The following is a 10,685-nucleotide window of genomic DNA, read 5'->3' as shown; positions in this document are numbered from 1 at the left end:
CCCGCCGCCGCCCCTTCCCGTCCCGAACCGGGGGCTCCGCCCCGGGCCCCGCTCCTCGAACGCCGGAGGGGCCGACTTCAGCCCCTCCGGCGTGTGTCAGCCAGCTCTGACCTGCACGTTCGCTCGCTCGGAGAGTCATTGTCAGTGGGCTGCGATAGCTTCCGAAGTGGTGGACCACGACGACACCACATGGAGTGGGCGGACGATGACGAACGGCACGGCGACGAAGACCGACCTGGACTCCGAACTGGAGAAGTACCGGGTCGAACTGACCGGGTACTGCTACCGGATGCTCGGGTCGTCCTTCGAGGCGGAGGACGCGGTGCAGGACACCATGATCCGGGCCTGGCGCAGCCACGCGAAGTTCGAGGGCCGCTCCAGCCTGCGCTCCTGGCTCTACCGCATCGCGACCAACGTGTGCCTGGACATGCTGACGGCGGGCAACAAGCGGGCCCGCCCGATGGACCTGACGGAGTCCACACCGCTGGCGCGGGCCGCGCTGTCCCCCCGCCCCGACAGCACCTGGCTGGAGCCGATGCCCGACGGCCGGGTGCTGCCCACGCCCGCCGATCCGGCGGAGGCCGCGCTCGCCAAGGAGTCGGTGCGGCTGGCGTTCATGGCCGCGCTCCAGCAACTGCCGGCCAAGCAGCGCGCGGTGCTGATCCTGCGTGAGGTGCTGGCCTGGAAGGCGAGCGAGGTCGCCGAGCTGCTGGGCACCTCGGTCGCGTCGGTCAACAGCGCGCTGCAGCGGGCCCGTGCGACGCTCGCGGAGCGGCAGCAGCCGGGTGCCGAGGCTTCGGTGTCGGACCCGCTGGACGAGGAGCAGCAGAAGCTGCTGGAGCGCTATGTGACGGCGTTCGAGGGATACGACATGTCCGCGCTGACCGCGTTGCTGCACGAGGACGCCGTCATGACGATGCCGCCGTTCGACCTGTGGCTGACCGGCGCCGACGACATCACCGGGTTCATGACGACGCTGGGCGCCCCGTGCGCGGGTTCCCGGCTGGTGCCGGTCGAGGTCAACGGGCTGCCGGGATTCGCCCAGTACAAGCCCGACCCGGAGGGCGGCGGTTTCACGCCGTGGGCGGTCCAGGTGCTGGAGATCTCAGAGGGCCGGATCACCGGGTTCCACTGTTTCCTGGACACCGAGCGGTGGTTCCCGCTGTTCGGGCTGCCCCTCCGTCTCGAAGCGGAGGCCGGCGAGGTCGAGCAGGGCGCATAGCGCCGGGGAGGGGTCGCGCAGCCGGATCCCGCCTCCGCAGCGTCGGGCGGTGAGCTGGAGCCGCGCCAGGAGGTTCACGGCGGCGAGACCGGGCGGGCCCAGTCCGCCGACGTCGCAGACGACCACACCGCCGTCGCAGCCCCCGTGGTCCAGCAGGGCCCGCAGCGCGTCGCACGGCCCGCTCACCTCGCTGTGGGTGAGGGGGCCGCTGAGCACGAGCACGGGCGGTGTCATGGCGTCCACGACCGGTAGACCGGCCGGGTGCGCGTAACTCATCGCGAGCGGCACCGGGAGGATCACCAGGATCACATCGACCGGGGCGCGGACTCCCCCGGAGGGTTGGCTGTATGCGCCACAGATCCTTCCCTCCTCCGGTGTCCGCAGCACGCTGGCCCGGGCCGACCTGTCGGTCGTCTTCTCCGGCCGGCTGCTGGTCACCGCGCTGAGCAGCTACCGCGTGGGCGAGACCCTGGCCAGGGAGGCGATCCTGGTGTCGACGGTGCTGTCGGTACCGGTTCTCGTGGTGGTGGCGGCGCTCCTGGGGTGACTCAGGTCGCGGGGAACTCGCCGGTGCCGATCGTCAGGCCGAAGGGGGCGGGGAGCTCGATCGGCTCGCCGGACTTCGCCGTGGCCAGGGGGCGGTGGACGTCGCCCTTGCCGAACGGGGAAATCGCCGGTCAGGCGATACGTTCCAGCACGACCGGGGTGGCCGTGAAGTCCGTGCCCGGGGCCTCGATGTCGTACGCGCCCTCCACCGACCGGAGGGCGTAGTCGAAGCGGTCCGGGGTGTCCGTGTGGAGGGTCAGGAGGGGCTGGCCCTCGGTGACGGTGTCGCCGGGCCTGGCGTGGAGCTCGACGCCCGCGCCCGCCTGCACCGGGTCCTCCTTGCGGGCGCGGCCCGCGCCGAGGCGCCAGGCGGCGACGCCGACGCCGTAGGCGTCGAGGCGGGTCAGGACGCCGGAGGAGGGGGCCTTGACGACGTGCTGTTCGCGGGCCACCGGCAGCTCCGCGTCCGGGTCGCCGCCCTGGGCCGCGATCATGCGTCGCCAGACGTCCATCGCGGAGCCGTCGGCGAGGGCCTTCGCCGGGTCGGCGTCCTTCAGGCCGGCCGCGTCGAGCATCTCGCGGGCGAGGGCGAGGGTGAGTTCGACGACGTCCGCCGGGCCGCCGCCGGCCAGGACCTCCACCGACTCGCGGACCTCGAGCGCGTTGCCCGCGGTCAGGCCGAGCGGCGTGGCCATGTCGGTGAGCAGGGCGACCGTCCTCACACCGGAGTCGGTACCGAGGCCGACCATCGTGCGGGCCAGTTCGCGGGCGTCGTCGATGGTCTTCATGAAGGCGCCGGTGCCGACCTTCACGTCCAGGACCAGGGAGCCGGTGCCCTCGGCGATCTTCTTCGACATGATCGAGGAGGCGATGAGCGGGATCGCCTCGACCGTGCCGGTGACGTCGCGGAGCGCGTAGAGCTTCTTGTCGGCGGGGGCGAGTCCGTCGCCGGCCGCGCAGATCACCGCGCCGGTGCCGTCCAGCACCGACAGCATCTCCTCGTTGGAGAGCAGGGCGCGCCAGCCGGGGATGGACTCCAGCTTGTCGAGGGTGCCGCCGGTGTGGCCGAGGCCGCGGCCGGAGAGCTGCGGGACGGCCGCGCCGCAGGCGGCGACGAGGGGCGCCAGCGGGAGGGTGATCTTGTCGCCGACGCCGCCGGTGGAGTGCTTGTCGGCGGTCGGGCGCGACAGGGACGAGAAGTCCATGCGCTCGCCGGAGGCGATCATCGCGGCCGTCCAGCGGGCGATCTCGCCGCGGTTCATGCCGTTGAGGAGGATCGCCATGGCGAGGGCGGACATCTGCTCGTCGGCCACCTCCCCGCGGGTGTACGCGTCGATCACCCAGTCGATCTGCTCGTCGCTGAGTTCGCCGCGGTCCCGCTTGGTGCGGATGACGGAGATGGCGTCCATGGCCATGGCTGGGGTTCCTTCCGAAGGTGCGAAGGGCGCGGCCCCCGCGGCCGACGTGCCGACGGTATCGGCGGTCGCCCACAGGGGCCGCACGGGAATTACTGGGTGAGGTGCTCCGGGCCGAAGGCCTGCGGCAGCATCTCCGAGAGCGGCATGATCCCCGCCGGGGTCTCCAGCAGCAGGTCGGGGCCGCCGAACTCGTGCAGCAGCTGGCGGCAGCGGCCGCACGGGACGAGGATGTCGCCGTTGCCGTCCACGCAGGTGAAGTGCGTGAGGCGGCCCCCGCCGGTGCGGTGCAGCTCGGAGACCATTCCGCACTCGGCGCACAGGCCGAGCCCGTACGACGCGTTCTCGACGTTGCAGCCGGAGACCGTGCGCCCGTCGTCGACCAGGGCGGCGACGCCGACCCGGTACCCCGAGTAGGGGACGTACGCGTGGGTCATGGCCTCCCGCGCCACCGTGCGCAGGGCCTCCCAGTCGGCGTCGGCCGCGGTCATTTGCCTTGTCCCTTCCGGTACGGCATGCCGTTGGCCCTCGGCATCCGCAGCCGTTGGGCGGAGAGGGCGAGGACGACGAGGGTGATGACGTACGGCGTGGCGGAGACGACCTGGTTGGGGACCTCGTTGGTGCCGGCGTACCAGGCGAACACGAGGGCGCCGATGACCAGGGTGATCGCCGCCTGGACGTACTTCTTGCGGATGACGAGCCAGATGGCGCCGATGAGCAGCAGCAGCGCGCCGAGCAGCAGCAGGGCGTGCACGTTGGCGGAGCCGCCGCGCAGGTTGAGGCTGTCGGTGTAGCCGAAGAGGCCGGCGCCGATGGCGAGGCCGCCGGGCATCCAGTTGCCGAAGATCATCGCGGCGAGGCCGATGTAGCCGCGGCCGCTGGTCTGGCCCTCCAGGTAGAAGGGGTTGGCGACGATGGAGAGGAAGACTCCGCCGAGGCCGGCCAGGGAGCCGGAGATGATCACGGCGAGGTACTTGTACTTGTAGACGTTGACGCCGAGGGATTCGGCGGCGATCGGGTTCTCGCCACAGGAGCGCAGCCGCAGGCCGAACGCGGTGCGCCACAGGATGTACCAGGTGGTGGGGATGAGCGCGACGGCGATCAGGGTCAGCCAGGAGACGTCGGTGACCAGTCCGCCGAGCAGGCCGGCGATGTCGGAGACGAAGAACCAGCCCTTGTCGTTGAGGTCGCTGAGTCCGTCGGACAGTCCCGGCACGGTGAAGTGGCCGAGGGAGTCGACCGCCGGGGACTGCTTGGCGGAGCCCCCCTGGTGGCCCTCGAAGGCGAGCGGGGCGAGGTAGCGGGTGGCGCCGAGGGCGAGGATGTTGATGGCCACACCGGAGACGATGTGGTTGACGTTGAAGGTGATGGTGACGATCGCGTGCAGCAGGCCGCCGAGCGCGCCGCCGATGAGACCGACGAGGACGCCGGTCCAGGGGCCCCACTGGAATCCGGCCCAGGCGCCGAACCAGGTGCCCAGGATCATCATGCCCTCGAGGCCGATGTTGATGACGCCCGCGCGTTCGGCCCACAGGCCGCCGAGGCCGGCGAGGCCGATCGGGACGGCGAGCTGGAGGGCGGTGGACATCTGGCTGACGTTGGTGATGCCGTCGGCGCCGGTGACGAGGCGTACGACGGAGACCAGGGCCAGGGCTCCGGCGATGAGCAGGAGCAGGACGGGCCACGACATGCGGCGGCCGGTCGGCGGTGTGTGCTCGAGCGACGGCTGGTTGACGTCGGTCGCTGTGGTCGGAGCGGTCATCGGCCGGCCACCTCCTTCGTGGTGTTGTTGGCGCCGAGGACGTGGCCCGCGGTGAGCTCCGCGCCGACCTTGCGCTGCTGGCGGCGCAGGCCCCACTCGCGGACGGCCTCGTAGGAGACGACGACCGAGAGGACGATCAGGCCCTGCATGATGACCGCGATCTCCTTGTCGTAGCCGTGGAAGTCCAGCTCGGGCGAGGCCTTGTCGAGCCAGGCCCACAGCAGGGCGGCGAAGGCGATGCCGACCGGGCTGTTGCGGCCGAGCAGGGCGATGCCGATGCCCAGGAAGCCGATGCCGGTGGGGAAGTTGAGGCTGTAGGTGTGGGTGTCGCCGAGCAGGATCGGCAGGCCCGCGAGTCCGGCGATGGCGCCGGAGAGCAGCAGGGCGGTGAGGACCATGCGCTTGGGGCTGACACCGCTGGCCGCGGCGGCGGACTCGGAGGCGCCGGAGGCGCGCAGGTCGAAGCCGAAGCGGGTGCGGTTGAGGGTGATCCAGTAGCCGATGCCGAGCAGGACGGCGAGGACGACCAGGCCGTAGATCTCGCCGGCCTCGCCCATGCCGATGCCGGGGATCCAGCCGGACTCGTGCATCTCGCCGGTGGTGTTGTTGTTGCCGATCTTGACGCCGAAGACGTCCGGCTTCCACATGTAGACGATCAGCGAGGTGGCGATGGCGTTGAGCATGATCGTGGCGACGACCTCGCTGACGCCTCGGGTGACCTTGAGGACACCCGCGATACCGGCCCAGAAGGCGCCGGTGAGCACGGCGGTCAGGAGCAGCAGCGGGACCTGGAGGAATGCCGGGAGGGCGGCGTGGGCGCCGACGACGGCGGCCATCATGGCGCCGAGCTGGTACTGGCCGTCGACGCCGATGTTGAAGAGGTTCATCCGGAAGCCGATGGCGACCGCGAGGGCGGCGATGTAGTACATCGACGCCTGATTGATGATCAGGACCTGGATGTCCGAGAAACCGGCCTGCTCGAACATCAGGGCGAACGGCTCGACCGGGTTCTTGCCGGAGGCGAGCAGGACGATCGCGCTCAGCACGAAGGCCACGGCGAGCGCGATGACCGGCCCGGCCACCGTGAGGAGCGCGCGCTCCTTGTCGAACTTCTTCATCAGCGGGCCTCGTCTTCCGGAGACCCGGCGGACTTGGAGAGGTCGGCCGGGGTCTCGGGGGTCTCGTCGTGTTCGAGGTGGCCCTCGGCGGCGCCGGTCATGGCGGTGCCGAGTTCCTCCGGGGTGATGGTGGCCGGGTCGGCGTCCGCGACCAGCTTGCCGTCGTAGATCACCCGGAGGGTGTCGGACAGGCCGATCAGCTCGTCCAGGTCGGCGGAGATCAACAGCACGGCCAGGCCCTCGCGGCGGGCCTCGCGGATGTGGTCCCAGATGGCGGCCTGCGCGCCGACGTCCACACCGCGGGTGGGGTGGGCGGCGATCAGGAAGCGCGGCTTGTGGGTCATCTCGCGGCCGACGATCAGCTTCTGCTGGTTGCCGCCGGAGAGGGAGGCCGCGGTGACGTCGATGCCGGGGGTGCGGACGTCGTACGTCTCGACGATGCGGCGGGTGTCCTCCTGGGCCGCCTTCGGGTCCAGCCAGATGCCCTTGGCATTGGGCTTCTCGGTCACGTGGCCGAGGATGCGGTTCTCCCAGAGGGGGGCCTCCAGGAGCAGACCGTGGCGGTGGCGGTCCTCGGGGATGTAGCCGATGCCCTGCTCGCGGCGCTTGCGGGTGGGCCAGGCGGTGATCTCCTCGTCGGCCAGCCGGATGACGCCGGAGTCGGCCTGCCTGAGGCCGATGAGGGCGTCGACCAGTTCGGTCTGGCCGTTGCCCTCGACGCCGGCGATGCCGAGGATCTCGCCCTCGTGGATGGTGAAGGTGATGTCGTCGAGCAGGGCCTTGCCGCCGGGGGCGGCCAGCCGCAGCGCCTCGACGGTGATGACGGCGCGGTCGGTGACCGTGGACTCGGCCGTCTGGGGCGTCGGCAGCTCGCTGCCGACCATCAGCTCGGCGAGCTGACGCGGGGTGGTCTCGGCGGGGACGGCGGTGCCGACCGTGGTGCCGCGGCGGATGACGGTGATCTCGTCGGCGACGGAGAGGACCTCGCCCAGCTTGTGCGAGATGAAGATGACCGACAGGCCCTCGGCCCTGAGCTCGCGCAGGTTGTCGAAGAGCGCGTCGACCTCCTGCGGGACGAGGACCGCGGTGGGCTCGTCGAGGATCAGGGTGGTGGCGCCGCGGTAGAGGACCTTCAGGATCTCCACGCGCTGGCGGGCGGCGACACCGAGCTCCTCGACCAGGACGTCGGGGCGGACGCCGAGACCGTAGCGCTCGGAGAGCTCCTTGATCTTGCGGCGGGCCTTGGCGCCGATGCCGTAGAGCTTCTCACTGCCGAGGACGACGTTCTCGAGGACGGTGAGGTTGTCGGCGAGCATGAAGTGCTGGTGCACCATGCCGATACCGCGGACGATGGCGTCGGCGGGCGAGGAGAAGCTCACCTGCTCGCCGTGGATCGCGATGGTGCCCTCGTCCGGCTTCTGCATGCCGTAGAGGATCTTCATCAGGGTCGACTTGCCGGCGCCGTTCTCACCGACGAGGGCGTGCACGGTGCCCTTGCGGACGGTGAGGTGGATGTCGTGGTTGGCGACGACACCGGGGAAGCGCTTGGTGATCCCGGCGAGCTCCACGGCGGTCACCGAATCGTTGACCGCCGCTCCGGCCGGAGGGCTGCTGGACGCGTTGATGACGCACTCTCCTGGGGACGGGGGCCGTCTACGCGCGTAGCGCCCCTACGGCATACAAAGGGGTGGCGCCCTTGACCGACGGGGCACGAGGAGCCGGGCTCCTCGTGCCCCGTCGAACGGTCGCGACCCCGCGGTGGTTCAGGGTGTTGCTCAGCTGGACTTGACCTTGATCCCGCCGCTGACGATCTTCTCCTTGGCCGTCTCGATGGCTTTCTGGAGCTCGGCGTCGTCCGCGAACCTCGGGTTGGAGTTCGACAGGCTCACCTCACCCGTCTTCAGATCGCCCTTGACGATACCGGTCGCGGGCTTGCCGTCCTCGACCGACTTCGCGAGGTTGTACACCGCCTTGGCGACATCCTTCATCGCCGAGGTGAGGATCGAGTCCTTGTACTTGGCGAGGGCCTCGTGCTTGTACTGGTCGGAGTCGACGCCGATCGCCCACACCTTGTTGGCGGCGGCGGCCTCGATGACGCCCTGACCGGACAGGCCGGCGGCCGCGTAGACGACGTCGGCCTTCTTCTCGATCTGGCCCTCGGCGGCCGACTTGCCCTTGTCGGGGCTGGAGAAGCCGCCCTCCTCCGCGGTCTGGGTCAGGAACTGCGAGATGACCTTGACCTCGGGGTTCGTGTCCTTGACGCCCTGCTCGTAGCCGGCGCGGAACTTGTGGATCAGCGGAATGTCCACACCGCCCACGAAGCCGACCACGTTCGTCTCGGTGCTCTCGGCGGCGGCGACACCGGCGAGGTAGGAGGCCTGCTCCTCGGAGAAGACCAGGTCGGCGACGTTGTCGGCCTCGACCGTGGCGTCGTCGACGATGCCGAAGGTGGTGTCCGGGTACTTCTCGGCGGCACCCTTCACGGCGGCGGCGTACGCGTAGCCGACACCGACGACGGGGTTGTAGCCCTGCTTCGCCAGCGAGACGAGGCGCTGCTCCTTGTCGGCGTCCGTCTCGCCGTCGGTGGGCTCGACGTCGGCGGTCTCGTAGCCGAACTCCTTCTTCGCCTGCTCCAGGCCCGCGTAGGCGGCGTCGTTGAAGGACTGGTCACCCTTGCCGCCGACGTCGTAGGCGATGGCGAGGCCCTTGTCACCCTTCGACTCCGAGGAGTCCGACGAGGTGGAGGTGGAGCCGCAGGCGGAGAGAACGAGGGCCAGGGAGGCGGTCGCTGCGCCTGCGACCGTGATCCGGGAAATCCGGCGCATGTGAGGTGCTCCTAGTCGTACAAAGCGCCGGGACGTGTTCAGCTACGGCGCTGGCTTCGCCGCAGATTAACGCGCGTAGACCTGCCTGAAAACCCCTTCTGTCCACCTTGTTATCCGCCCGTGCCCAACATGGCCCCGAGCCGTGGTCCCGTCCTTGCCGATCGCGAACGGGGGGTGGCGGTGGGTGACGGGGGCGGGCGCCGGCGTGACACCCGGCGGACGCGGTCGGGCCGGGCGTTCACGAGCCGTGGTCCGGCGGCTCCGGTGCCTCCGGCAGCCGCTTCCCGCGCCGGCTGCCGGGGAGCGGCGGCACCGGACCGAGGGGGTGGGGGAGGCGGGAACAGGCGGAGGCGGGAGCGGGCGGAGGCAGGAACAGGCGGAGGCAGGAACAGGCGGAGGCAGGAACAGGCGGAGGCAGGAACGGCGAAGCGGGCGGGGCCGTGGGGCGCCCGCCCGCTTCGCGCGGTCCTGTCGTCAGGTCCCGACTACTCCGTCTTGACCTCGATGGAGCCGTCGACGATGCCTTCCTTGGCCTGGGCGACCGCGTCCGTCAGGCCCGCGACCTCGGCCATCTTCGGGTTGGCGTCGGACAGGCCGACGCCGTTCACCTCCAGGTCGAAGACCTGCGTGCCGGTCAGCGGCTTGCCGTCCTGGACCGACTTGGCCAGGGCGTACACCGCCCCGCCGACGTCCTTGAGGGCGGAGGTGAGGATGTAGTCCTTGTACGCGCCGAGGGCTTCCTGCTTGTACTGGTCGGAGTCGACACCGATCGCCCAGACCTTCGCCTTGGCGGCGGCCTCGATGACGCCCTGCCCGGAGAGACCGGCCGCCTGGTAGATGACGTCGGCCTTCTTCTCGATCTGGCCCTCGGCGGCGGCCTTGCCCTTGTCGGGGCTGGAGAAGCCGCCCTCCTCCGCGGTCTGGGTGAGGTACTGCGGGATCACCCTGACCTCGGGGTCGGTGGCCTTCACGCCCTGCTCGTAGCCCGCCTGGAACTTGTGGATCAGCGGAATGTCCACACCGCCCACGAAGCCGACCACCTTCGTCTCGGTGGCCTTGGCGGCGGCGACACCGGCGAGGTAGGAGGCCTGCTCCTCGGCGAAGACGAGGGAGGCGACGTTCTCGCCCTCGACGACGGAGTCGACGATGCCGAAGGTGGTGTCCGGGTACTTGGCGGCCACGGCCTCCATGGCGGGGCCGTAGGCGAAGCCGACACCGATGACCGGGTTGTAGCCCTGCTTGGCCAGCGAGGACAGGCGCTGCTCCTTGTCCGCGTCGGTCTCGCCCTCGGTGGGCTCCACGTCCGCGGTCTTGTAGCCGAACTCGTCCTTGGCCTTGGTCAGGCCGGCGAAGGCGGCGTCGTTGAAGGACTGGTCGCCCTTGCCGCCGATGTCGTAGGCGATGGCGAGGCCGAGGTCTTCCTTCGAGCCACCGCTGTCGTTGTTGTCGCTGCTGGTCCCGCCGCAGGCGGTGGCGGCGAGTGCGAGCGAGGCGACCCCCACCGCGACGCGGGTCAGCCTGGATATCCGACGCATCTGAAGTCCCCATTCTCCACAGCCCCGCAGCGGGTGCTCGGTTCGGCGCACATTAACGCGCGTAGACACTTCTGGGAACGGGGTTCCGCGGGGCCGTTATCCATTCGTGCCGATGGCTGGTTACGTCCTTGTGAACCAGGGGTCCGAACGGGCCCCGAACGGGCGGGTCGGTGCGGGACCTTCTGTTGCACGGGCCCCACGCTGCCCCTGCGGTGGGCGGCGCGCAAGCGGGGCGGGCGGGAGAGGTGACGGTGGCGGCGGG

At 70.5% G+C, this 10,685-nt stretch carries 9 protein-coding genes; 1 reads left to right on the top strand and 8 read right to left on the bottom strand.

Annotated elements, in window-relative coordinates:
• Positions 1-205 precede the first annotated feature (205 nt).
• Positions 206-1,222: a sigma-70 family RNA polymerase sigma factor gene (locus B9S61_RS39495; protein WP_103546549.1), complete on the top strand. Its 1,017-nt coding sequence runs from the start codon at positions 206-208 to the stop codon at positions 1,220-1,222.
• On the opposite strand, the gene B9S61_RS39490 is transcribed toward B9S61_RS39495, so the two are convergent.
• The 8 genes from B9S61_RS39490 to B9S61_RS39455 form a co-directional block, all read right to left on the bottom strand.
• Complete coding sequence (locus B9S61_RS39490) at positions 1,106-1,498, bottom strand: STAS domain-containing protein (RefSeq protein WP_146065051.1); 393 nt, start codon at positions 1,496-1,498, stop codon at positions 1,106-1,108. The two genes, B9S61_RS39495 and B9S61_RS39490, sit on opposite strands and share 117 nt — an antisense overlap.
• 401 nt (positions 1,499-1,899) lie before the next feature.
• Positions 1,900-3,177 carry a thymidine phosphorylase gene (locus B9S61_RS39485; protein WP_181007746.1) on the bottom strand — a complete coding sequence of 426 codons (1,278 nt, stop codon included), beginning with the start codon at positions 3,175-3,177 and terminating at the stop codon, positions 1,900-1,902.
• A 98-nt stretch (positions 3,178-3,275) separates the two neighbouring features.
• Complete coding sequence (locus tag B9S61_RS39480) at positions 3,276-3,674, bottom strand: cytidine deaminase (RefSeq protein ID WP_103546547.1); 399 nt, start codon at positions 3,672-3,674, stop codon at positions 3,276-3,278.
• Positions 3,671-4,945, bottom strand: coding sequence for an ABC transporter permease (locus B9S61_RS39475; RefSeq protein WP_103546546.1), 1,275 nt, complete (start codon positions 4,943-4,945; stop codon positions 3,671-3,673). Before B9S61_RS39475 ends, B9S61_RS39480 begins: the two co-directional genes overlap by 4 nt.
• The gene (locus B9S61_RS39470) at positions 4,942-6,063 is read right to left on the bottom strand and encodes an ABC transporter permease (protein WP_103546545.1); all 1,122 of its coding nucleotides are present in this window, start codon (positions 6,061-6,063) and stop codon (positions 4,942-4,944) included. The genes B9S61_RS39475 and B9S61_RS39470 overlap by 4 nt, the downstream gene beginning before the upstream one ends.
• Complete coding sequence (locus B9S61_RS39465; protein WP_103546544.1) at positions 6,063-7,640, bottom strand: ABC transporter ATP-binding protein; 1,578 nt, start codon at positions 7,638-7,640, stop codon at positions 6,063-6,065. The genes B9S61_RS39470 and B9S61_RS39465 overlap by 1 nt, the downstream gene beginning before the upstream one ends.
• A 198-nt stretch (positions 7,641-7,838) precedes the next feature.
• Complete coding sequence (locus B9S61_RS39460) at positions 7,839-8,888, bottom strand: BMP family protein (RefSeq protein WP_103546543.1); 1,050 nt, start codon at positions 8,886-8,888, stop codon at positions 7,839-7,841.
• A gap of 485 nt (positions 8,889-9,373) precedes the next feature.
• Entirely contained in the window at positions 9,374-10,423 is a 1,050-nt protein-coding gene (locus tag B9S61_RS39455) for a BMP family protein (RefSeq protein WP_103546542.1), read from the bottom strand.
• Positions 10,424-10,685 lie beyond the last annotated feature (262 nt).

The sequence above is a fragment of the Streptomyces sp. SM1 genome (assembly GCF_002910825.1).
In the GTDB taxonomy this organism is placed as follows: domain Bacteria; phylum Actinomycetota; class Actinomycetes; order Streptomycetales; family Streptomycetaceae; genus Streptomyces; species Streptomyces okerensis.
The sequence above is the reverse complement of the archived record's forward strand: the minus strand, read 5'-3'. Positions and strand labels throughout refer to the sequence as shown.

Excerpts from the sequence above, each read along its gene's own strand:
- B9S61_RS39495 (WP_103546549.1), top strand. The coding sequence starts at position 206 with ATGACGAACGGCACGGCGACGAAGACCGACCTGGACTCCGAACTGGAG.
- B9S61_RS39490 (WP_146065051.1), bottom strand. The coding sequence starts at position 1,498 with ATGAGTTACGCGCACCCGGCCGGTCTACCGGTCGTGGACGCCATGACA.
- B9S61_RS39485 (WP_181007746.1), bottom strand. The coding sequence starts at position 3,177 with ATGGACGCCATCTCCGTCATCCGCACCAAGCGGGACCGCGGCGAACTC.
- B9S61_RS39480 (WP_103546547.1), bottom strand. The coding sequence starts at position 3,674 with ATGACCGCGGCCGACGCCGACTGGGAGGCCCTGCGCACGGTGGCGCGG.
- B9S61_RS39475 (WP_103546546.1), bottom strand. The coding sequence starts at position 4,945 with ATGACCGCTCCGACCACAGCGACCGACGTCAACCAGCCGTCGCTCGAG.
- B9S61_RS39470 (WP_103546545.1), bottom strand. The coding sequence starts at position 6,063 with ATGAAGAAGTTCGACAAGGAGCGCGCGCTCCTCACGGTGGCCGGGCCG.
- B9S61_RS39460 (WP_103546543.1), bottom strand. The coding sequence starts at position 8,888 with ATGCGCCGGATTTCCCGGATCACGGTCGCAGGCGCAGCGACCGCCTCC.
- B9S61_RS39455 (WP_103546542.1), bottom strand. The coding sequence starts at position 10,423 with ATGCGTCGGATATCCAGGCTGACCCGCGTCGCGGTGGGGGTCGCCTCG.